Origin of the sequence: Cytobacillus sp. Hm23 (genome assembly GCF_051842895.1) — a bacterium.
Lineage (GTDB): Bacteria > Bacillota > Bacilli > Bacillales > SM2101 > Nanhaiella.
Genome location: NZ_JBPXRQ010000010.1, coordinates 23549 through 45843, shown reverse-complemented (window position 1 = coordinate 45843; position 22295 = coordinate 23549). Strand labels below are relative to the sequence as shown.

General features: G+C 36.7%; 21 protein-coding genes. 16 read left to right on the top strand and 5 right to left on the bottom strand.

What is annotated here, in order from left to right; all coding sequences use genetic code 11:
- The first annotated feature begins 6 nt into the window (after nt 1-6).
- Both mbcS and ACSVDA_RS08230 read left to right on the top strand, forming a co-directional pair.
- Nucleotides 7-1605 carry an acyl-CoA synthetase MbcS gene (gene mbcS, locus ACSVDA_RS08235; protein ID WP_485882324.1) on the top strand — a complete coding sequence of 533 codons (1599 nt, stop codon included), beginning with the start codon at nt 7-9 and terminating at the stop codon, nt 1603-1605.
- 131 nt (nt 1606-1736) lie between these two features.
- On the top strand, nt 1737-3338 hold the full coding sequence (locus ACSVDA_RS08230) for an amidohydrolase (RefSeq protein WP_485882322.1): 1602 nt from the start codon (nt 1737-1739) through the stop codon (nt 3336-3338).
- Nucleotides 3339-3491: 153 nt separating this feature from the next.
- Here ACSVDA_RS08230 and ACSVDA_RS08225 read toward each other — a convergent pair whose 3' ends face one another.
- Entirely contained in the window at nt 3492-4292 is an 801-nt protein-coding gene (locus tag ACSVDA_RS08225; RefSeq protein ID WP_485882321.1) for an NAD kinase, read from the bottom strand.
- A gap of 170 nt (nt 4293-4462) precedes the next feature.
- Between ACSVDA_RS08225 and sppA the strand changes: the two genes are divergently transcribed.
- The 9 genes from sppA to ACSVDA_RS08180 all read left to right on the top strand — a co-directional run bounded on the left by sppA (nt 4463) and on the right by ACSVDA_RS08180 (nt 13136).
- Nucleotides 4463-5476 carry a signal peptide peptidase SppA gene (sppA, locus tag ACSVDA_RS08220; protein WP_485882319.1) on the top strand — a complete coding sequence of 338 codons (1014 nt, stop codon included), beginning with the start codon at nt 4463-4465 and terminating at the stop codon, nt 5474-5476.
- Nucleotides 5477-5487: 11 nt separating this feature from the next.
- A complete protein-coding gene (locus tag ACSVDA_RS08215) occupies nt 5488-6069 on the top strand; it encodes an RDD family protein (protein ID WP_485882317.1) in 582 nt (193 codons plus the stop codon).
- Between the two features lie 108 nt (nt 6070-6177).
- Entirely contained in the window at nt 6178-6873 is a 696-nt protein-coding gene (locus ACSVDA_RS08210) for a DUF2953 domain-containing protein (RefSeq protein ID WP_485882488.1), read from the top strand.
- A gap of 18 nt (nt 6874-6891) precedes the next feature.
- Nucleotides 6892-7374 (top strand): GerW family sporulation protein, encoded by a 483-nt coding sequence (gene ytfJ / locus ACSVDA_RS08205; RefSeq protein ID WP_485882315.1) that lies wholly within the window; start codon nt 6892-6894, stop codon nt 7372-7374.
- A gap of 725 nt (nt 7375-8099) precedes the next feature.
- On the top strand, nt 8100-8600 hold the full coding sequence (gene tpx / locus ACSVDA_RS08200) for a thiol peroxidase (protein ID WP_485882313.1): 501 nt from the start codon (nt 8100-8102) through the stop codon (nt 8598-8600).
- A gap of 312 nt (nt 8601-8912) precedes the next feature.
- The gene (locus ACSVDA_RS08195) at nt 8913-9896 is read left to right on the top strand and encodes a class I SAM-dependent methyltransferase (protein WP_485882312.1); all 984 of its coding nucleotides are present in this window, start codon (nt 8913-8915) and stop codon (nt 9894-9896) included.
- A gap of 141 nt (nt 9897-10037) precedes the next feature.
- On the top strand, nt 10038-11228 hold the full coding sequence (locus tag ACSVDA_RS08190; RefSeq protein WP_320211066.1) for an acetate kinase: 1191 nt from the start codon (nt 10038-10040) through the stop codon (nt 11226-11228).
- Between the two features lie 556 nt (nt 11229-11784).
- Nucleotides 11785-12627: an EcsC family protein gene (locus ACSVDA_RS08185; RefSeq protein ID WP_485882310.1), complete on the top strand. Its 843-nt coding sequence runs from the start codon at nt 11785-11787 to the stop codon at nt 12625-12627.
- On the top strand, nt 12624-13136 hold the full coding sequence (locus tag ACSVDA_RS08180) for a MogA/MoaB family molybdenum cofactor biosynthesis protein (protein WP_485882308.1): 513 nt from the start codon (nt 12624-12626) through the stop codon (nt 13134-13136). The genes ACSVDA_RS08185 and ACSVDA_RS08180 overlap by 4 nt, the downstream gene beginning before the upstream one ends.
- Before the next feature lie 887 nt (nt 13137-14023).
- Here ACSVDA_RS08180 and ACSVDA_RS08175 read toward each other — a convergent pair.
- Complete coding sequence (locus ACSVDA_RS08175; protein WP_214481624.1) at nt 14024-14338, bottom strand: hypothetical protein; 315 nt, start codon at nt 14336-14338, stop codon at nt 14024-14026.
- A gap of 185 nt (nt 14339-14523) precedes the next feature.
- Between ACSVDA_RS08175 and ACSVDA_RS08170 the strand changes: the two genes are divergently transcribed.
- Together ACSVDA_RS08170 and argH are read left to right on the top strand one after the other, a co-directional pair.
- Nucleotides 14524-15729, top strand: a complete 1206-nt coding sequence (locus tag ACSVDA_RS08170) for an argininosuccinate synthase (protein ID WP_485882306.1) — start codon at nt 14524-14526, stop codon at nt 15727-15729.
- Nucleotides 15726-17117 (top strand): argininosuccinate lyase, encoded by a 1392-nt coding sequence (argH, locus tag ACSVDA_RS08165; protein ID WP_485882304.1) that lies wholly within the window; start codon nt 15726-15728, stop codon nt 17115-17117. The genes ACSVDA_RS08170 and argH overlap by 4 nt, the downstream gene beginning before the upstream one ends.
- 37 nt (nt 17118-17154) lie before the next feature.
- On the opposite strand, the gene ACSVDA_RS08160 is transcribed toward argH, so the two are convergent.
- Complete coding sequence (locus ACSVDA_RS08160) at nt 17155-17604, bottom strand: universal stress protein (RefSeq protein ID WP_485882303.1); 450 nt, start codon at nt 17602-17604, stop codon at nt 17155-17157.
- A gap of 117 nt (nt 17605-17721) precedes the next feature.
- Here ACSVDA_RS08160 and ACSVDA_RS08155 point away from each other — a divergent pair, with 117 nt between their 5' ends.
- Together ACSVDA_RS08155 and ACSVDA_RS08150 are read left to right on the top strand one after the other, a co-directional pair.
- Nucleotides 17722-17883 carry a hypothetical protein gene (locus tag ACSVDA_RS08155; RefSeq protein ID WP_485882301.1) on the top strand — a complete coding sequence of 54 codons (162 nt, stop codon included), beginning with the start codon at nt 17722-17724 and terminating at the stop codon, nt 17881-17883.
- 163 nt (nt 17884-18046) lie between these two features.
- Nucleotides 18047-18811, top strand: a complete 765-nt coding sequence (locus ACSVDA_RS08150; protein WP_485882300.1) for an SDR family oxidoreductase — start codon at nt 18047-18049, stop codon at nt 18809-18811.
- An 87-nt stretch (nt 18812-18898) separates the two neighbouring features.
- Here the strand turns inward: ACSVDA_RS08150 and thyX are convergent, their stop codons facing one another.
- Together thyX and ACSVDA_RS08140 are read right to left on the bottom strand one after the other, a co-directional pair.
- Nucleotides 18899-19612 carry an FAD-dependent thymidylate synthase gene (thyX, locus tag ACSVDA_RS08145; RefSeq protein ID WP_485882298.1) on the bottom strand — a complete coding sequence of 238 codons (714 nt, stop codon included), beginning with the start codon at nt 19610-19612 and terminating at the stop codon, nt 18899-18901.
- Between the two features lie 660 nt (nt 19613-20272).
- Complete coding sequence (locus tag ACSVDA_RS08140) at nt 20273-21367, bottom strand: M24 family metallopeptidase (RefSeq protein WP_485882297.1); 1095 nt, start codon at nt 21365-21367, stop codon at nt 20273-20275.
- 176 nt (nt 21368-21543) lie between these two features.
- Between ACSVDA_RS08140 and ACSVDA_RS08135 the strand changes: the two genes are divergently transcribed.
- Complete coding sequence (locus tag ACSVDA_RS08135) at nt 21544-22224, top strand: metal-dependent hydrolase (protein WP_485882296.1); 681 nt, start codon at nt 21544-21546, stop codon at nt 22222-22224.
- Nucleotides 22225-22295: the final 71 nt, after the last annotated feature.

The window sequence follows — 22295 nt, the reverse complement described above, 5'->3', positions numbered from 1 at the left end:
TTGTTCATGAATCGACAAGATTTAATTGCGCCAGATATTTATAATTTATCTGAAGAAGTAGAACGCTTTTCAAGTGATAGTTCAAGAATTGCCTTAAAATACGAAAATGGTTTAGGTGTCAAACGAGAAATTACATATAGTAGCTTAATAAAGGAAGCTAATAAAATTGGGAATGCATTATTGCATGATGGGTTTCAACAAGGTGATAAGGTGCTCGTGCTCATACCAAGAATGATTGAGGCATATAGTATATATTTAGGTGCAATTAAAGCGGGATTAGTTGTTATTCCCTGTTCAGAAATGCTTCGAACTAAAGACTTACAGTATCGTATTCAACATGGAGAAGTGAAAGGTATCATATGCTACCATCCTTATGTCGAGCAATTTGAAGAAGTCAAAAATATTGAAACAATAACTAAGTATATCGTTGGAAAAGAAGATAAAGTTGGATGGAAAAATCTTAGGGAAAAATGTAAAGGTAGCAGTGATGAATTAGTGGCTGCACCAACTAGACGAGATGATATTGTTTTTTTATCATATACATCAGGAACAACTGGAAACCCAAAAGGGGTCGTTCATACACATGGATGGGGATATGCTCATTTGAAAACAGCAGCATCGAGCTGGTTAAGCATTAGAGAAAACGATACAGTTTGGGCAACTGCGGGTCCAGGATGGCAGAAATGGATTTGGAGTCCTTTTCTTTCAACACTAGGAACTGGTGCTACTGGAATAGTTTATGATGGGAAATTTGAACCTAAAAAATATTTACAGCTGTTAAGTGATTATGAAGTAAATGTATTATGTTGTACCCCAACAGAATATCGGCTTATGGCGAAAGTAGATAATATTGGTGATTATAAACTTCCATCTTTACATAGTGCGGTCTCAGCTGGGGAACCTCTGAATCGTGAAGTGATTAAGACGTTTAAAAAATATTTTCATGTTGACGTTCGGGACGGATACGGGCAAACAGAGAATACTTTATTAGTAGGGGTCATGAAAGGAATGGAAATTAAACCAGGTTCTATGGGGAAACCGACTCCAGGTAATACAATTGAAATAATTAACGATTTAGGTGAGCCATGTGATATTGGAGAAGTTGGTGATATTGCAGTTCATGTTGAAACCCCAGCATTATTTAAACATTATTATAAAGATCCAGAAAGAACTGCTAAGCAATTTCGTGGAGAATACTATATAACAGGAGATAAAGCGAAGAAAGATAAAGATGGATATTATTGGTTTGAGGGGAGGAGTGATGATATTATTATAAGCTCTGGTTACACCATTGGTCCCTTTGAAGTGGAAGATGCGTTAGTCAAACATCCGTCCGTAAAAGAATGTGCTGTAGTTGGCAGCCCAGATGAAGTTCGGGGGTTAATCGTTAAAGCATTTATTGTTCTGCGTGAGGGGGTATCTCAACATCATGAAGAGCTAATTAAACAACTACAAGATCATGTCAAAGATCTAACAGCTCCTTACAAATATCCTCGGAAAATAGAGTTTGTTGAAGACTTACCAAAAACAACATCAGGAAAAATTCGTCGTATAGAATTAAGAAATCAAGAACTTCGCATAGAGAAGTCTTTTAAACAAAAATAAAGGTCATATTTCTCTCCTTCGAATGTTTTGATAAAATAAATGTCAAGAAGTAAATATAGATAGAGCAGTTCCATGGTATAAATCACAAGTCTAGCGAAACTGCTCTACGATTGATATTGGGAGAGGTAAAAATGGGTACACTTTGGTTTGGCGGAACAATTTATACGATGTGTAACGAAAATGATAAAGCAGAAGCTGTATACGTGGAAGAAGGTATGATAAAAGATATCGGTTCCGAAGAGAATTTGCGGAAAGTATATGGTGAGAATATTACTGAAAATGTTGACCTACAAAATGCTGTTATGTTGCCAGGCTTTGTAGATAGTCATATCCATCTAATAGGACTTGGAGAAAAATTATTAACAATGGATTTATCTTCTAAAACTACTTCAGATGATATAAGAACAACATTGAAAGAATATGTGAAATCATACAATAGTGGTGATTGGATCATTGCAGAAGGCTGGAATGAAAATAATCTTAAAGATAAAAAAATTTTCAACCGATATGAGCTAGATGAGATTTCACCGAACAATCCAATGGTTTTAAAACGCATTTGTCATCATGCAGCAATTGTTAACTCTAAAGCACTTCAGTTAGCAGGAATAACAGCAGAATCAACAGACCCTAAAGGTGGGGTAATTGTCCGGAATGATAAAGGTGAGCCAACAGGGTATTTGTTAGACAAGGCGGTTGATCTTGTGACGAAAGCCATCCCCGCAGTAACAACTGAGTACTTGAACAAAGCATTGGCAACATCGATTGATCATTGTTTTTCATTAGGTCTAGTTGGTGCCCATACTGAAGATTTGAATTATTATAATAGCTTTTCACAAACGTATGAAACATTTCTTCATGTAATAAAGGGTCAAAGCAAAAAATTCAGAGCAAATTTATTAGTTCATCACGAAGTAATTGATGACATGATTCAAAGGGAATTAAATGATAGTAGTAACGAAGAATTCATCAAGTTTGGTGCGATGAAAATTTTTGCTGATGGCGCATTAGGTGGTCGAACGGCTCTATTATCTGAACCATATTATGATCAATCAAGCACGGCAGGAATTGCAATTCATTCTCAAGATGAGTTAAAGGAGCTCGTTAAAAAAGCAAGGATGTATGATATGCCGGTGGCTATCCATGTTATTGGAGATTTGGCATTTGAATATGCTATTTCTGCAATTGAAGCATACCCACCACCTAAAGGAGAAAGGGATCGGTTAATTCACGCACAAATTCTTCGTAAAGAATTAGTAGATAGAGCAAAGCACCTTTCAGTCATTTTAGATATACAGCCAACATTTGTAATGTCAGATTTCCCTTGGGTCATCGACAGGTTAGGTGAAGACAGGATGCAATATAGCTATGCTTGGCGAACTCTGATTGATGAAGGGTTTCATTGTGCTGGAGGGTCAGATGCACCGATAGAAAGTGCAAATCCTCTACTTGGAATTTATGCTGCTATCATGAGGAAATCCCCTTCCGATAAACATGAAGGCTATTATCAAAATGAAAAATTAACACCTTTTGAGGCTGTTTGTCTATATACTAGAGGCAGTGCTTACGCAGTGAAGATGGAACAAACACATGGTAAAATAACTCCCGGGTTTGTAGCAGATTTTACAATATTAGATAGAGATATTTTACAAATTGATCCGGAAGAAATCTCGCTAACAAATGTTGTGATGACCGTTGTTGATAATAAAATTGTGTATAAAGGTCATGCAAACTGAGAAGCTAGGAATTGTTCAAAGATTAAGAGCCTGTTTTAGAAACATATTAAAACAGGCTCTTTGCTTTTGACTATATTGTTATTTAATTGAATGAATTCATGAAGATGAGAAGGGGGGTATAGTCCTTCTGTATGAATGGAGGCTAAAAACCAGTTACAAAAATCTCCGTTTAACCTTTTCCCAAAAAGAATTGTCTCGTAATTTAACAGTTTTTATTTTTTTGTCACTAAGTTGAATTTCAATTTTATTTACATGGCGTATGCTAACCGCTTCATTATCCATACCGATAGTAGGGAAATCATTTCCATCTTGGACTACCTTAAGTGTAAGCTTACGGGCACCACTTAAAATAAACGATGAACCTAATGTTCTATAGCGGTTATTATTCAATGAGGCAATCTCACTTACTTGCATACATGGAAGTAGTGGGTCTACAACTGCTCCATTAACAGATTTATTATATGCCGTACTGCCTGTAGGTGTGGCTATAACCATGCCATCACCACGGAATGTTTCAAAATGTAGGTCATCTATATGTACATCAATGACAAACGTTTTAATAATCGTTGAACGAATTGAACATTCATTCAAACATTGGAACGAGGTCATGTCATCTACAGATACATTAATCGTAGGATATCTTCTTACTTCCACTTCTTCATTTTTTAATGCTTCTATCATTTTATCTGTATCATCTATGTGGAAATCACAATATAAACTAAGAGAGCCTGTGTTGGAAATTCCAGCGTACAAACAATCCTCCTGGAAGCCAGTCTTTCTTACTGCTTGAAGGAATGTCCCATCTCCACCTATACTTACAATAATATTTGCATCTTTGTAATCATTCACGATTGTAAATCCGTATTGCTCAGCTATTGTGTATAATGATTCTACTTGTTTGTCAAGGACTGGGTCACTTTTATAAAACAAAAAGATGTTACGGCGATTAAACATATATAATACCTCCTACTAAGTATCAAGACAGAATATTGTTGCCAAGTATTCACTATTTTGCTAAAAAATCTGCTACAATTGATTATTGTGTATATAGTGTATCATTTTTATGAAACTAAATGTATGACAAAATAGGAAATGATACTGTGATTAAGAAGGAGTGAATGTTTATGAGTTTGAAAAGATGGGCGGCACTAGGAATAGCTGTATTACTTTTCGTCATTTCAGTTTTAGTTAATACAGTCAGTTCAATTGCTTTTTCTAGTTTTGGTGATATATCTGAGGAAATTTTTACAACAGACCAGGAATTTGATGAAAAAGTAATTGAAGAAGGGAAGAGCCCTTTATCAAAAATCCTTGTTTTAGAAGTAAATGGCGCGATTCAAGACACTACGAATGTAACATCAATCTTTGAATCAGTGGGGTATAATCATCGACGATTTTTAAGTATGATAGACAGTGCTAAAGAAGATAATGACATCAAAGCGATTTTACTTCGTGTGAACTCACCTGGAGGAGGAGTTGTTGAAAGCGCTGAAATACATAAAAAATTAACAGAATACAGAGAAGAAACGGGTAAACCAGTCTATGTATCGATGGGAAGTATGGCAGCATCAGGAGGATACTATATTTCAGCATTAGCAGATAAAATCATTGCGAGTCCTGAAACTTTAACTGGCTCGTTAGGTGTTATCATGCAGGGGGTTAATTACGCTGGTTTAGCTGAGAAATATGGAGTAGAGTTTGTGACAATCAAAAGTGGTCAATTCAAAGACATTATGAGCCCTTCTAGAGAGATGACAGAAGAAGAGCGAAACATACTGCAATCTATGCTTAATAATTCGTACGATGGCTTCGTAAAGGTGATATCGGAGGGAAGAAACATTCCAGAAGATACAGTACGAGAAATTGCAGATGGGCGCATTTATGACGGAAGGCAAGCAAAAGAGCTAAATCTCATTGATGAATTCGGATATTATGATGATGCTCTAGAAATATTAAAAGAAGATATGGACCTTAAAAATGCACAAGTTATTAAGTATGAAGAAAACTTAGGGTTGAATTGGTCAATATTTGAGATAACAGCAAATAAATTTATGAATAAAGAAATTGAAATGGCTGGACTCATGAAAATGTTATCTCAACCAAATTCCCCAAGACCTATGTATTTATATGCTGAATAGGGGGGATTTATATGGAAACAAAGAATAATGGAACCGAAAACAAGGACAAGGAAATTATTCCTGAAGAAACAAAAACTGTTTTAGAAGGTCATTATGAAAATATAAATCATAATGGAGCTGTGCATTCACATCATCATGAACATGATAATGTGAGCATTTCTAATAAACGACAATCACTACATTATCATGCAGGATTTTGGATGAGATTTTGGTCATATTTATTTGATCTAGTTGTTATAGGAAGTATTAATCGCATCATTTTATATCCGCTGTTCCGTTTGCTTGATTTACCACTAAAGGACAGTGGGATGTTTGCAGCAATTTCAATTGCAACTGCGTTTACCTTTTACTTATATTTCGTATTAATGACAAAATACTTTCATAAAACACTTGGAAAAATGGTGTTTGGTCTACGGGTCATTAACATAAAAGGCGATCACTTAACGTGGTCTACTATCCTGTTTAGAGAGTTTATTGGTAGGTTTATTTCAAAGTTTTTTATGATTGGCTATATTTTAGTAGCATTTTTACCGAAAAAACAAGGTTTACATGACATATTTGCTGATACGACCGTAGTTCATGAAAGAAAATAATATACGAATTTTACATTTTAAAACCTATGAAGGCTAGTGTCTTCATAGGTTTATTTTATTTGGTGAAGGTGATAATAGGTTAGTAGAAGGGAGGAGTATATGTTGGTAATGATAACTATCATAGCAAGCTCTTTTGTTGTCATCCTATGTTTGCTCTTCATGAAGGTTACTGTTCGTGTACTTCTTCTACATGAAAAGGACAATGATCAAATTAAGATTCAACTAAGAACTTTGTTTGGGATCATACGTTATACGTACAATGTTCCATTTATAAAAGTAGATAAGAAAGATGCTAATCTTGTTGTGGGACAAAACAAATCTTCAAACAATGTAGGGGAAGAACATACTGACAATAAAGATGTTGAACACATTTCAGTAAATGATGTTATTGAAGGGATACAAAACGCAAAGGAGCTTATAGAACATATTGTTGGGTTTCACCAAATTATTAGAAATTTTTTAAAAAAAGTTCACGTAACGAAGTTTGAATGGCAAACTCAATTAGGTGCTCGTGATGCAGCTATGACAGGTCTGCTTTCTGGACTTGCATGGGGTGTAAAGGGAGGAGTTATTGGTTTGATTAGCAATAATATGAAACTTGATACAAATCCTTATATAGAGATAGCTCCTTCATATCAAAAACCTAGTTCTCATACAAAATTAAAGTGTATGTTATACTTTCGAATCGGGTATGCTATTTTAGGAGGAATAAGGTTATTGAAATTATGGAAAGGGGGACGGCCACATTTTAGGCATGGTCACCCTCCATTACATAAAAATAAAAAAATTAAAGAATCGATTTAAACTATAGGAGGTGTTAATATGTCTGATCATCCTATTCAAGGTTTAATGACCACTGCTATGGAGAATTTAAAAGAGATGATTGACGTAAATACGATAATTGGAGATCCTGTTGAAACACCTGACGGTAGTGTGATCTTAACTGTCTCAAAAGTAGGGTTTGGGTTTGCAGCAGGAGGAAGTGAATTTTATATCGAAGAACGGAGTAGTCAACAACAAGGTCAACAAGGGCAAAATTCTAAGAAACATCCCTTTGGCGGTGGAAGTGGTGGAGGGGTTTCGATTACACCTATTGCTTTTTTAATTGTTAATCCTTCAGGAGTAAAGCTGTTGCACCTTGATGAAAATACACATTTGTATGAAAGAATATTAGAATTAGCTCCACAGGCAGTTGAAAAAATACAAAAAATGTTTTCGAAAAATGATCAAAATGGTGAACGGGACATAAAAGGAAGTAAAGCGAAAGATCACCAAGATATGCCAAAGCAAGATTTTGATATATGAGCAAAGTATAAAAAAATTTAGTCTTGGTTGTTATTTTTGCAACAGCAAATCAGGTTTCATCCGGTTGTTATCGTGTTATTAATAAAAAGATATCACAAAACAACGGTTGTATACTTGTTTATATCTTAGTATGAAAAAACAAATATTACGAAAAACATCGACATAGTTGTTTTGGGAAGACGGGTAGATAAAGTACAACTTAACTTGTCCTTATCTATCCGTTAATGCGCGATTTGATAGGAAAAATTTTGTATTATTGCAGACGATGAAAAAATAAAGCTGTGAGCATTCATAAACACTATTTTTTTACCCTCGTTATCTGGCCTTTAGTAAGCATCAATAAGTCAGCTTCGTTAATTTTTACTACGGAATGAACCCTCCACCTGTAAAAGTATAATCCAATTGGCGTACTTTATTATCGATTAGGAAAGTTGCATAACCATAGGCTATTTTCGCTTTGATTGTTGTTTCTCGTACTAAGACTTAAACATATAAACAACTAGAGTTCGTGGCATCTTCTCTTTTCTAAAGCAGAGAAGAAAGGTGCCTAGAGAGTGACCCCACTCACTAGTATTAGCACTTAAACCAGGTTTTTTCTTTGCAATCTATAATAAGAAAAGTTATGATTATCACTATACATACTAAAAATATTAGCTTGTTTAAAGATTTAGGAGAAAAATAGTTGTTCAAGAAACTTGAACACACACTAATAAGGGGGAATTAATATGGCAAATATCACGTTTAAAGGTAATCCAGTTACCTTACTAGGTAATGAGGTTAAGGTTGGTGACAAGGCTCCGGATTATACGGTTTTAGCAAATGATTTGTCGCCTGTGACGTTAGCAAATTCTAGTGGTTCTGTTCGCTTAATCAGTGTTGTCCCTTCAGTAGATACGGGGGTTTGTGATGCGCAAACTAGACGTTTTAATGAAGAGGTAGCTAGCCTAGATAATGTACAAGTGTTAACAGTAAGCGTAGACTTACCTTTTGCTCAAAAGCGTTGGTGTGGAGCAAGTGGTATCGATAACGTCATTACTTTATCTGACCATCGTGACCTTTCATTTGGTGAAGTTTACGGGGTTGTGATTAAAGAACTTCGTCTATTAGCACGTGCGGTATTCGTCATTGATAGCAATGATAACATCACGTACGTAGAGTATGTATCAGAAGGTACAAACCATCCAAACTACGAAGCAGCAATCGAAGCAGTAAAGGCCGCAAAGTAACAAGAAAAGCGAAGCTGACTTGAACTGCCTCGACAAGCGTTGGAGCCTATTCACCTGAAGCCGCTTTATGTCTTCAAGTGAATGGTGAAATGACTCGAGAGGTAAGGGGGCGTAGCTTGGACAGTGAGAAAAGCGAAGAAGAATTGCCCCGACAAGTGCTAAAGAACGAAAATACGCTGCATATGCTAAAAGACCTCGATGTTGAGGTCTTTTTACTTCTTTTTTGATCGGAATAAATTAATATAATTATTTTCTGTATAGGAGAATATTAAATTGCAATTAGTATACATTTACATTTAGGAGGTTTTTATTTTGTCAACCAATATCGAAGAAATTTTTTCAGTAATAGACAGTACAGCTAATCTATTGCAAGAGGACTTAGCATGCTCATATTTAGAAGCAGTGGCAGAAACAGGAGAAAACATATTTCAAGAAACAATTTTACAGGAAGAACTCAGTGAACTTTCAAAGAAAAGATTAAATAAAGAGTACGATAAGCTCATTGTACAAAAATATTCAAATGAGGAAATCAGAAAAGCATATCAGCTTGCAGCTTTAAAAGGGATGCGGGAGTCGACACAGCCAAATCATCAAATGACACCAGATTCAGTTGGGGTTTTTGTAAGTTATCTTGTTTCTAAGTTCATGAGAAACTATGAATCCTTCAAAGTTGTTGACCCTGCTGTAGGAACAGGAAATTTACTTACGACTGTTCTAAACAATACTTCCGATAAACAAATAACGAGTTTTGGTGTAGATGTGGACGATTTATTAATTAAGCTTGCCTATGTAAATGCTAACCTTCAGCAGCACCCAATTCAATTTTTTAATCAAGATAGTTTAGAGCCATTATTAATTGATCCTGTTGATCTTGTTATATGTGATTTGCCAATTGGATACTATCCAAACGATGTTGTGGCCGATGGGTATGAATTAAAGTCACCGGAAGGACATTCATATGCACATCATTTATTTATTGAACAATGCATGAACTACACGAAAGAGGGAGGGTATTTATTCTTCCTTATACCTAATAACCTTTTTGAAGGTGAGCTAGCACCATCGTTACATAAGTATTTAAAAGAAACGAGTATAATCCAAGGGTTATTACAGTTGCCTTTATCTTTATTTCAACATGAGAAGCATGCAAAAAGTATTTTTATTTTACAGAAAAAGGGGCCAGAAGTGAAGGTGCCAAAGCAGGCACTGTTAGTTGAACTCCCTAGTTTTTCCAACAAAGAGGCAATCCAAGGAATTATTCAAAGAATTGATAGTTGGATTAAAGTAGAAAAATAATAAAGTAAAATCAGAAAATAAAGAAATTATGACGAAAACGGTACCATTTTTACATTAATATTGCATTGTAATAAAGTGAGTGGTTAAATGATAGAGGCGGATATGAAATTGTGTCGATTTTTAAAGGAGCTGTGAAATAACATGTCTAAAGTTATTGCTATAAATGCAGGTAGTTCTTCTCTTAAATTTCAATTATTTGAAATGCCGAGTGAAGAGGTTGTTACAAAGGGGATTGTAGAACGAATTGGATTTGACGATGCAATTTTTAATATAACAGTTAATGGTGAGAAACAGACAGAAGTTAGCCCTATCGCTGATCATTCAGTTGCGGTTAAGATGCTTCTAGATAAGCTGACATCATTAAACATTATTCAATCTTTAGATGAGATTGAGGGCATCGGACATCGTGTCGTTCACGGTGGTGAAAAATTCAATGACTCTGTATTAATTACTGACGATGTAATTAAGGATATTGATGAGTTATCAGAATTAGCACCATTGCATAATCCAGCAAACCTTACTGGTGTAAAAGCATTTAAGGAAGTACTACCTAATGTACCGTCTATCGCTGTGTTTGATACCGCATTTCATCAAACGATGCCGGATCAATCATTTCTATATAGTTTGCCATATCATTATTATAGTGAATATGGAATTCGTAAATATGGATTCCATGGTACCTCACATAAATATGTTTCAGAACGTGCAGCAGAACTTTTAGGACGTCCGTTGGAACAACTACGTCTTATATCATGTCACTTAGGTAATGGTGCAAGTATAGCTGCAATCGAAGGTGGTAAATCAATTGATACCTCAATGGGCTTCACTCCACTCGCAGGTGTGGCTATGGGTACACGTTCAGGTGATATTGATCCTGCGTTGATACCGTTTATTATGGAGAAGACGGGGAAAACTGCCGATGAAGTGCTAGATGTATTAAATAAACGGAGTGGAATGCTTGGTGTATCTGGTTTCTCAAGTGATTTACGTGATATTGAGCAAGAAGCCGAACAAGGAAATGAACGCGCTGAATTAGCTTTACAAGTATTTGCAGATAGAATTCATAAGTATATAGGTTCATATGCATCAAAAATGTATGGTGTAGACGCAATTATATTCACTGCAGGGATTGGTGAAAATAGTGACGTTATACGTACTCGTGTGTTAAAAGGACTTGAGTTTATGGGAGTATACTGGGATCCGTCGCTTAATAAAGTTCGTGGTAAAGAAGCGTTTATTAATTATCCGCACTCACCTGTTAAGGTTATTGTCATCCCGACAGATGAAGAAGTTATGATTGCTCGTGATGTTGTGAAAATTGCCTTACACTAATAAAGTTATCATTTTATAAATGAGAGTCTTGTTTTGCGTTATTTGCTGAACAAGACTCTTTTTGTATTTGTTAAATGTTAAGAAAGTATAAAATTACTTCGTAGTTTCATTCACTGTATGATGTTTATCTATGTGTAAGCTCCAGCACCTATTCCCTCCAGGGTCACGTCACCATTTCACTCGAAGGCAAAAAACGCCTTCATGTGAATTGCCTCCAGTGCTTGTCGGGGATGATCAAGGCGCATGCGCTTTTCTTGTTGTCTAGCTCCGCCTCCTAGCCTCTCGAGTCGTTTCACCTTTACATCAGAAGACAAAAAGCGTCTTCTGTCGTAAAGGTTCCAACGCTTGTCGAGTCTGACAGTCGGCTCCGCTTTTTTTGTCTAGCTCCAGCGCCTATCCCCTCGAGGTCACTTCACCATTTCACTCGAAGGCAGAAAACGCCTTCATGTGAAATGCCTCCAGTGCTTGTCGGGGATGATCAAGGCGCATGCGCTTTTCTTAATTAGTAAGCATGTTATAATAATAAAAGGCTAAGTTTGGAAATAGGAGGAATAAGATGACAGTGACTGATCGTGAACAACAAGTTTTAAATGATATAATTGCTTGGGAAAGTCGATTCTCTCAAATGAACCCGACAGACTTTGAATTATTATATGATAAATGGCTGCATAAATCTTTTCAACTTCTTCCTGATGATATAAGAACAGAGTTTTTTGTAAAGATGGATAACTGGTTATTTCATTTACATGCAATGATTCAAGGATCACAGCCACAAATAGATACGAGAGAACAAATCATTACTTCTGCAAGGTTATTTGATGAAGACATAAATCAATTATCGGATTTACAAACATTATCCATAGATCAGCTTACATATTTATGTGAACAGCAAGTTGCCAAGAGTAGATTGTATTCTTTTGTCCAAGGTGGGATTACTGGTACAGGAGGAGCACCGTTTTTAGGAATTGATTTACCTCTTATGTTAATTATTAACTTAAGGGCAGTTCAATTAATTGCTATGTCATATGGCAATGAAATAAATACACCTTCCGAAATGATGACAGCATTGAAGGTATTTCACGGTGCGACACTTCCAAAAAGATTACAAGGCAGCGCATGGGGAAATTTGTTGAACGAAATGGAAAATTCAACTCAGTCATTTTTTTATGAAGGGAATGAAAACCTAATTAATGAAGAGTGGCTGGACCAACCTCTTAAACAGATATTAAAAACAATGATGATTTACTTTTTCCGTAGAAAAATGGTTCAAGGAATACCAATTGTCGGTATAGCGATTGGTGCGGGTATAAACTATCAATTAACTAGAAATGTTACAACCTTTGCACAAAAATATTACCAATACTCTTACCTACATAAGAAAGGTGGGAATCCTTTATGAGCACAATAGAACATAAAAAAGAGGCCCCAAAGCTGGTTAGATGTAAAGTGATTACAATTAGTGATACGAGAGATAAAATGACAGATAAAAGTGGACAATTAATGATCTCTTTATTAAAGGATGGTGGTCATAAAGTTGTTGATTATGACATCGTGAAGGATGAACAGCAATATATTCAACGTTCAATAATAGATGGGTGTGATCGACAAGATATTGATGTTATTCTCACAAATGGTGGCACCGGGATTGCAAGACGAGATGTGACTATTGAAACAGTTAAAGATATGATAGACAAGGAGATAGTAGGTTTTGGAGAGTTGTTTAGAATGTTAAGCTACACTGAAGATATCGGTTCTGCAGCAATTTTATCACGTGCGATAGCTGGAGTAGCAGGTGATACAGCAATTTTTTCTACACCTGGTTCTTCTGGAGCCGTTAAGCTTGCAATGAATAAACTTATTCTTCCGGAGCTCGGTCATGTAGTCCGTGAAATACGAAAGGACTTATAGTATTTATTTAATTGCAGTGCTAACATGTGCACCTAACCTCTCTAGTCACTTCAACCATCAACCCGAAGGCAAAAAGCGCCTTCGGGTTGATAGCTTCCAGTGCTTGTGTGGGATGACCGAGGCGCTTGCGCTTTTGTCTATTGTCTAGCTCCAGCGCCTATCCCCTCGAGGTCACTTCACCATTTCACCCGAAGGCAAAAAGCACCTTCATGTGAAATGCCTCCAGTGCTTGTCGGGGATGATCTAGGCGCTTGCGCTTTTGTCTATTGTCTAGCTCCGCCTCCTAGCCTCTCGAGTCGTTTCACCTTTACATCAGAAGACAAAAAGCGTCTTCTGTCGTAAAGGTTCCAACGCTTGTCGAGTCTGACAGTCGGCTCCGCTTTTTTTTGTCTAGCTCCAGCGCCTATCCCCTCGAGGTCACTTCACCATTTCACCCGAAGGCAAAAAGCACCTTCATGTGAAATGCCTCCAGTGCTTGTCGGGGATGATCAAGGCGCTTGCGCTTTTGTCTATTGTCTAGCTCCGCCTCCTAGCCTCTCGAGTCGTTTCACCTTTACATCAGAAGACAAAAAGCGTCTTCTGTCGTAAAGGTTCCAACGCTTGTCGAGTCTGAGCAGTCGGCTCCGCTTTTTTTTTGTCTAGCTCCAGCGCCTATCCCCTCGAGGTCACTTCACCATTTCACCTGAAGGCAAAAAGCACCTTCATGGTGTGAAATGCCTCCAGTGCTTGTCGGGGATCATCAAGGCGCTTGCGCTTTTCTCTATTGTCTAGCTCCAGGCGCCATCGGCTCGAGGTCATAAGTCAAGCGGATGAGAAAGTTAAAAAGCAACCTTCTCGTCGGCTCGTCTTATGCTTGTCGCCGATGACCGGGCGCCTTCCGCTTTTCTCTACACATGTATTTTTTCGGTTACATTTTGGTTGATCCGATACCATAGCCATAAATCATTAATAATGGAGGCTAATTCTGCTATTTCTGAATTGAGTATGCATGAACGTTGAAAATCATTTTCGTTTCCAAGTGCTGCTTGTTTGTTATTTATTATCTTTTCTAAATCTGCAATACGGTCAGGGATTTTCCCCCGAACCTTCTCCCAATGCAACAATATTGCTTGCTGATCATTTTTAGTAAAGTCTTCCCAATTCTTCTGAAGTTTAGGAATGGATATTCCTAAACGTTTATCCATTATAAAATTTTCTATCATTAACCTTCCTCCAAGACTAGTTACTTATCGTAATTGTACATTACTAAGCTCTTTTTATCCAATAGAGAATTTTTGTACTTATTATAAAAATTCTATTGAAATGTTATAAAAGTGCTGTTATCATGTATGAATAAATATAAATTAATAAGAATAAATATACAAAAATTATGTTAGGGAGAGTTAAAATGACTAATAAAAAAATTGTTTTAGCATATTCAGGTGGCTTGGATACTTCTGTAGCAATTAAATGGCTTCAGGAACATGGGTACGGTGTTATAGCATGTTGTTTAGACGTTGGGGAGGGAAAGGATCTTCAATTTATTAAGGAAAAAGCGTTAAAGGTTGGAGCAATCAAATCATATGTCATTGATGCTAAAGAGGAATTTGCAAATGATTACGCTTTAATATCATTGCAAGCACATACGTTATATGAAGGGAAATATCCATTAGTATCTGCATTATCTAGACCACTAATTGCAAAAAAGCTAGTAGAAGTTGCAGAGCTTGAAGATGCAGTTGCGGTCGCTCATGGTTGTACTGGTAAAGGAAACGATCAAGTACGTTTTGAGGTGGCTATTAAAGCACTCAATCCTAATTTGGAAGTGTTAGCACCCGTTAGAGATTGGAGTTGGTCTCGTGAAGAAGAAATTGCATATGCAAAAAACAAAAACATACCTATACCGGTTAATTTGGATAGTCCATTTTCCATTGACCAAAATCTTTGGGGAAGAAGTAACGAATGTGGTGTGCTAGAAGATCCATGGGTATCCCCTCCAGAGGAGGCTTACGAACTAACAGCTAGCCTAGACAACACACCAAATATTCCTGATGTTGTAGAAATTAGCTTTGAGAAGGGGATTCCTGTATCTTTAAATGGCAAAAAATATTCCTTAGCTGAACTTATATTAGAATTGAATTTATTAGCTGGAAAACATGGGGTAGGTAGAATCGATCATGTTGAGAATCGTTTAGTCGGTATCAAATCTCGGGAGGTATATGAGTGCCCGGGAGCAATGACACTTATAAAAGCTCATAAAGAACTAGAAGATATAACATTAGTCAAGGAAGTGGCACATTTCAAACCACTCATTGAAAAACAGCTCACTGAATTAATTTATAATGGACTGTGGTTTTCACAATTAAAAGATGCGTTACTAGCATTTTTAGCTGAAACACAGCAGTTTGTGAACGGTATCGTACGTGTGAAATTATTTAAAGGGCATGCGATCGTTGAAGGAAGAAAATCACCAAACTCATTATATGATGAAAAATTAGCAACCTATTCTACTGAGGATGACTTTGATCATTCTTCAGCAGTCGGTTTTATAACACTGTGGGGGTTACCTACGAAAGTGAGCAGTATCGTTAACAATGAGAAGGTGACAGTGTGAAGAAACTTTGGGGAGGCCGTTTTACAAAAACAGCTGAAGAATGGGTTGAAGAGTTCGGTGCCTCTATTCCCTTTGACCAAGAACTTGTAGAAGAAGACATTAAGGGTAGCCTTGCACATGTCACAATGTTAGGTAAATGTGGAATATTACCTGAAGGTGATGTTCAAAAGATTAAACAAGGGCTTCTGTTATTACAACAAAAAGCATTAAACAATGAATTGTCTTTTTCTGTGAGTGAAGAAGATATTCATCTTAATATTGAAAAAATGTTAATTGAAGAGATAGGGTCTGTGGGTGGGAAGTTACACACAGGCCGAAGTAGAAATGATCAAGTAGCAACGGATATGCATTTATATTTACAAAAAAATGTGAATGAAATTATCTTATTAATTTGTGAATTCCAAGCTGCACTTGTTACGCAAGCAGAGCACCATATTGAAACGATTATACCCGGTTATACACATCTACAACGAGCCCAGCCAATATCCTTTGCACATCACTTAATGGCTTATTTCTGGATGCTTGAGAGGGATAAAACTCGATATAAGGAATCATTAAAACGTATAAACCAATCCCCGCTAGGTGCTGGAGCTTTGGCTGGGACAACTTTTCCCATTGACCGTGAATATAGTGCCTCATTGTTAGGGTTTAATAGTATTTACGAAAATAGTATAGATGCAGTTAGTGATAGAGATTTTATTGTTGAATTTTTAAGTAACAGCTCTATGCTAATGATGCACTTATCACGCTTATGTGAAGAAATGATTTTATGGTCTAGTCAAGAATTTCAATTTATTGAAATTGATGATCGTTTTGCAACAGGAAGTAGTATTATGCCACAAAAGAAAAATCCAGATATGGCGGAACTAATTCGTGGGAAAACTGGCAGGGTTTATGGGAATTTAATTGGATTATTAACTGTCTTAAAGGGGACGCCATTAGCTTATAACAAAGATATGCAAGAAGATAAGGAAGGAATGTTTGATACTGTAAAAACTGTTATTGGTTCACTACAGATTTTCACAGGCATGATTGCATCAGTGGTTATTAACAAAAATCAAATGTCAGCAGCGACTAAGCAAGATTTTTCGAATGCAACTGAATTAGCTGACTACTTAGCATCGAAAGGATTGCCATTTCGTGAAGCTCATGAGATTGTAGGCAAACTTGTACTAACATGTATCGAGAGAAAACTTTATTTGTTAGATTTACCATTCAATGAATACAAAAATGCATGTCATTTATTTGAAGTAGATATATTTGATTATTTGGACCCATATACTGCTGTAAATCGTAGAAACAGTGTAGGAGGGACTGGGTTTCGAGAAGTTGGAAATGCAATATTACAAGCTAAATTACGTTTAGAAAAAAGTAATCCAGGGTTATAAAACCCTGGATAATTTATTATATTTAATTAATCAAAAGTTACATGTCTTTTTCAGTTCTAACGATTAGTACGTCGCATTTTGCATAACGTGTAATCGCTTCCGAGACGCTGCCGATAAAAAACCTTTCAATTGCACTTAGCCCTGTAGCACCACAAATGATAAGGTCTACATTGTGTTTAGGTGCTATCTCTTTTGCAATATGTGCTTTAGGTGAGCCAAAGTCTATATCAATAGTTATTTCTTCTATACCAGCCTTATTTGCTAGATCTTGATATTCTCCTAGGAGTTCTGTAGCATATTTCTCAGCTCTTTCTGCTATCATTCTGTCATAAGTCTCAACCGTGGCAAATGATCTTGTATCTACAATATGTGTTAGAACAATACCAGCATTATTTCTTTTGGCAATCTCAACAGCTTTCTTAAAAGCCCATTCAGCCTCTTTAGACCCATCCACTGCTACTAGAATTTTGTTATAAGTTATGCTCATAATAAAAATCACCCCTTAGGATTAGTATTTCTTTATATTACCAGTATAGCATGTTAAAAAAATTAGAAACTAATGATGTCTTGAAAATATTATGACAATTAAAAAGGGGTGTTGATAATGAATAAACATAAAAATAATACAGGTACTAAAAATCAGTATAACTATTTCGAAGAGGCTTCAGAGGAAATTAGTCAACAAATAACAGAGGCATACTCAAGTGGTGTGATTGAGCAACAATATGATAACCAACAAGAAACTGAGGATATTAATAATAAATAGTATGAACTAAGACATCGTGACTTAAGAGGTCAGGGTGTTTTTGGTTGGGAAAATATACAAAGAGAAACATCTTGTAATATAATAAAAATGTACAACTTTACATATATAAAACATAGCCAATGCTGGAAAAAATACATGTAATGATATTTAGGGGGAGGGTGAAATGGTGAGACATGCACTGATTACTGCAGGGGCAAAGGGACTTGGTCGGAAAGTAACAGAAAAACTTTTAGAGAAAGGATATTCTGTTACGGTGAATTATCGTACGTATGACCGAGCTGTCAAAGATTTTCAAGATAAGTATAAGGACTTGAATGACAGGTTGCAATTTATCCAAGGAGATGTAACGAATAAAACAAACTTAATTCAACTCGTCGATAAAACAATGGAGAGGTTTGGGCGAATTGACTTCTTAATTAACAATGCAGGACCTTATATTTTTGAACGTAAAAATCTCATAGATTATGAAGAGGCTGAGTGGTATGAAATGATTGAAGGCAATCTAAATAGTGTCTTTCATTTGCTCAAAAAAACGCTCCCGATAATGCGAAAACAACATTTTGGTCGAATTATTACATATGGCTTCCAAGGTGCTGATGCTGCTCAAGGTTGGATTCATAGGTCTGGGTTCAGCGCAGCTAAAGTTGGTCTAGTATCGCTAACCAAAACAATTGCACTAGAAGAGGCTTCATATGGAATTACTGCAAATATGGTATGTCCAGGTAATATATTGGGTGATATGAAGGAAGCTTCTATTTCGGATGCTAGAAATATGACAGGTATGAATCACACACCAATAGGTAGGTCAGCTACAGGAGAAGATATTGCAAGAACGATTACTTTCTTATGTGAAGATGACTCAGACATGATAACGGGTTCTATCATTGATGTAACAGGTGGGGAAAATGTAATAAACAGATTTAGGTAAAATATACCACCTATGGTTATAGCTTTTAACTCTATTGTTCTTAAAATCAGGTGGAGTTGGTTCTCCACCTGATTTTACTGTGTGGTTTCACTCGAAAAATCCTTGAAGCCAAGGTTCAACATCTAAGATTTCATCTCGCATTTTAACTGCAAGTTCTTGAATTTCGGCCTGAGCATGAGTACCAGGCTTTCTTTTGCTATAAAAACTTAAGAAAGATGTTAGATTGCATGTCATTACTATATTTGTGTTTACAGATTGTGGTAAAACAGCACGTGCATCTTCAGGTTTAACCTTCATTTCTATTAGTTTATTATACATATTCTGTATATCATCCATGTAAGTTGAAAAAACTTCTAATTGTTCTTCATTTAATGAAACAGGGCTTGAATAAGTAAAGCCACCACTTTTACTATCACTGCCGTAATTTACATACCTTTGAGATTCAATGGAATATGAAAAACCAACTCTATGGCGCGTTAATTGAGCCATAAGCGCTCTTGAAACACCTTCAAGAGCAAATGTAAATGAGATATGTTCCATCGTAGAAGTATGTCCGCTATGAACAATATGTCGTATTAATCTGTCCATATCATTTCCACTTCCGCCATCTGTAGCAGGTTTGTTAAGGTATCTATGCCCTTCTTGCTCAACAATTTCGGTTGGTAAAAGGTGAGAGTAGCAGTTTCTTATTGCTGTAAAGGCAACTAATTTGCCATCGGTTACTCCTAAGTCTAGTACATCTTTTAGTTGTTCTCGTTTTTTATTGGACAGCTGGGTGTGAGAAAATAATTCAACTTTCATTTTATACCTCCTGATTGTCTTGGTCAGTCTGCGTTTCTCTATTGTCTAGCTCCAGCGCCTATCCCCTCGAGGTCACTTCGCCATTTCTCATGAAGGCAAAAACGTCTTCAAGTGAAATGTCTCCAGTGCTTGTCGGGGATGATCAAGGCGCATGCGCTTTTCTCTATTGTCTAGCTCCAGCGCCTATCCCCTCGAGTCACTTCACCCTTTCATCAGAAGGTAAAAAGCACCTTCTAGTGAAAGTCTTCCAGTGCTTGTTGGGGATGATCAAGGCGCATGCGCTTTTCTTGTTGTCTAGCTCCAGCGCCTATCCCCTCGAGTCACTTCACCCTTTCATCAGAGGGTAAAAAGCACCTTCTAGTGAAAGGCTTCCAGTGCTTGTCGGGGATGATCAAGGCGATTCCGCTTTCCTCTATTGTCTAGCTCCAGCGCCTATCCCCTCGAGTCACTTCGCCATTTCTCATGAAGGCAAAAAACGCCTTCTGATGAAAGTCTTCCAGTGCTTGTCGGGGATGATCAAGGCGCATGCGCTTTCCTCTATTGTCTAGCTCCAGCGCCTATCCCCTGGAGTCACTTCACCCTTTCATCAGAAGGTAAAAAGCACCTTCTAGTGAAAGGCTTCAGTGCTTGTCGGGGATGATCAAGGCGCCTTCCGCTTTTCTATATAATAGTTAATTCTTTAGGGAATTTTGTTAGGGTATCTATGCCGTTTTCAGTAATCACGACATCGTCTTCAATTCTAACCCCACCTATTTCAGGTATGTAAATCCCAGGTTCAATAGTATATACCATCCCCGGTTGTAATAGCATGTTGTTTGTTGCACTCATTGAAGGATACTCATGTACCTCAATACCGAGTCCGTGTCCAATTCTATGAGTAAAGTATTCACCATATCCCGCACTAGTTATAATATCACGGGCAGTCTTGTCTACTTTTCCAACTTCAACCCCAGGTTTGCTAGCCTCAAGTGCAGCTAATTCTGCTTTTAAAACTGTTTCATAAATCTGCTGTTGTTGGTCACTTATGTTACCTAATGCTACTGTTCTTGTTATATCTGAGCAATAGCCATCAACAACAACCCCTAAGTCAAACAAAATAAAATCTCCTTGCTGGATTTTATCGGTACTTGGGTTTCCATGAGGAGAAGCTGTTTTCTTTCCTGTTAATACCATTGTTTGGAAAGACATTTGTTGAATCCCCTTTTTCTTGAGTTCATATTCAATAGTTGCCAGAATCTCCATCTCTGTTTTACCCTCTTTAATCTCGGAAACCCCAACTTCAATGCCGTAATCAGCTAATTCTGCAGCCTGTCGTAAAATGTCAATCTCTTTGCTATCCTTTAACATTCTAAGCGTGTTTAGTTTTTCTTCTGCACGAATAAACGAAGCATTTGGGTATAAGCTCTGAAGTAATTCTAGACGGCTAACATTCAGGTGGTCTTTTTCTACTGCAAGTGAATGGGTGTTTATTTTTCTTTTGGCTATGGCAGTAGCTATAAATTCCCACGGATTGTCGGTATCGTTATATCCTATAATTTCATATGTCCAACCTGCGTCTTTTACTTGCTGTGTTTCCATTTGTGGACACACTAGAATAGGTTCTTCTTGCTGAAATACAAGTAACGCTAATAATCTTTCATGAGGGTCACTCAAGAAACCGCTATAATAGAAGACATTTGATGGGTTAGTAACAAAGCACATAGATATATCTTGCTCTGTTAGCCACTCTGAGAGTAGCTTAAGACGTTGATTCATTTTACAACACCATCCCTTTTGAAATATCATATTAATCTTGAGCCTAGCAGGGAAAGGTGAGAATGTAAACAGTTAATTATGATTATCAACGAAAAATAGTTTGAAAATAACGGCCATAGGATTATACTCATGAGTGTAAGGAGATTTTCATACATATAAAAAAAGGAGGGATTTTTGTGCAAGTATCGTATCATGGCCATTCAGTTGTTGTGATAGAAACGAAAGGTAAAAAGTTGATCATCGATCCATTTATTAATGGAAACAATTTAACAGATTTACAAGTGTCAGATTTACAAGTAGATGTGATTTTAATAACACACGGACATAAGGATCATGTTGGTGATACTGTTCAATTAGCTAAAGAAAATGATGCACTTGTTATTGCTCCATACGAATTAGCCGTTTTCTTAAGCTGGCAAGGTGCAAAGGTTCACGGTATGCATATTGGTGGGTCTTTTGACTTTGATTTTGGTACTGTCAAGCTAACACAAGCATTTCACGGCTCTAGCTACATAGATGAAGAGAAGAAAGAAATTATTTATACTGGTATGCCTAGTGGTATACTCTTTAGCTCAGAGGGTAAAACCATTTACCATGCAGGAGATACCGCACTTTTTTCTGACATGAAAATGATTGGTGAGCTGAACAATATAGATGTTGCATTTATTCCGATTGGAGATAATTTCACGATGGGTCCTACTGATGCACTTGTTGCTGCTGAATGGTTGCAGGCAAAGCTCGTTGTGCCAATTCATTTCAATACCTTCCCAGTGATTGAACAAAATGCCGAACAATTTGTTAGCCAATTAAAAGGTAATGGAAAAGTATTACAGGTAGGCGAAGGCATTCACGTCTAGATTAAATAAATGTTTATCAACAATTAACATTTGAATAATGGTTTATATATTGAATTTTGAAATAAAGAGTT

Bases quoted from the DNA above. Each gene is read 5' to 3' on its own strand.
- mbcS (WP_485882324.1), top strand. From the start codon at position 7: ATGAATCGACAAGATTTAATTGCGCCAGATATTTATAATTTATCTGAA.
- ACSVDA_RS08230 (WP_485882322.1), top strand. From the start codon at position 1,737: ATGGGTACACTTTGGTTTGGCGGAACAATTTATACGATGTGTAACGAA.
- ACSVDA_RS08225 (WP_485882321.1), bottom strand. From the start codon at position 4,292: ATGTTTAATCGCCGTAACATCTTTTTGTTTTATAAAAGTGACCCAGTC.
- sppA (WP_485882319.1), top strand. From the start codon at position 4,463: ATGAGTTTGAAAAGATGGGCGGCACTAGGAATAGCTGTATTACTTTTC.
- ACSVDA_RS08215 (WP_485882317.1), top strand. From the start codon at position 5,488: ATGGAAACAAAGAATAATGGAACCGAAAACAAGGACAAGGAAATTATT.
- ACSVDA_RS08210 (WP_485882488.1), top strand. From the start codon at position 6,178: ATGATAACTATCATAGCAAGCTCTTTTGTTGTCATCCTATGTTTGCTC.
- ytfJ (WP_485882315.1), top strand. From the start codon at position 6,892: ATGTCTGATCATCCTATTCAAGGTTTAATGACCACTGCTATGGAGAAT.
- tpx (WP_485882313.1), top strand. From the start codon at position 8,100: ATGGCAAATATCACGTTTAAAGGTAATCCAGTTACCTTACTAGGTAAT.
- ACSVDA_RS08190 (WP_320211066.1), top strand. From the start codon at position 10,038: ATGTCTAAAGTTATTGCTATAAATGCAGGTAGTTCTTCTCTTAAATTT.
- ACSVDA_RS08185 (WP_485882310.1), top strand. From the start codon at position 11,785: ATGACAGTGACTGATCGTGAACAACAAGTTTTAAATGATATAATTGCT.
- ACSVDA_RS08180 (WP_485882308.1), top strand. From the start codon at position 12,624: ATGAGCACAATAGAACATAAAAAAGAGGCCCCAAAGCTGGTTAGATGT.
- ACSVDA_RS08175 (WP_214481624.1), bottom strand. From the start codon at position 14,338: ATGATAGAAAATTTTATAATGGATAAACGTTTAGGAATATCCATTCCT.
- ACSVDA_RS08170 (WP_485882306.1), top strand. From the start codon at position 14,524: ATGACTAATAAAAAAATTGTTTTAGCATATTCAGGTGGCTTGGATACT.
- ACSVDA_RS08160 (WP_485882303.1), bottom strand. From the start codon at position 17,604: ATGAGCATAACTTATAACAAAATTCTAGTAGCAGTGGATGGGTCTAAA.
- ACSVDA_RS08155 (WP_485882301.1), top strand. From the start codon at position 17,722: ATGAATAAACATAAAAATAATACAGGTACTAAAAATCAGTATAACTAT.
- ACSVDA_RS08150 (WP_485882300.1), top strand. From the start codon at position 18,047: ATGGTGAGACATGCACTGATTACTGCAGGGGCAAAGGGACTTGGTCGG.
- thyX (WP_485882298.1), bottom strand. From the start codon at position 19,612: ATGAAAGTTGAATTATTTTCTCACACCCAGCTGTCCAATAAAAAACGA.
- ACSVDA_RS08140 (WP_485882297.1), bottom strand. From the start codon at position 21,367: ATGAATCAACGTCTTAAGCTACTCTCAGAGTGGCTAACAGAGCAAGAT.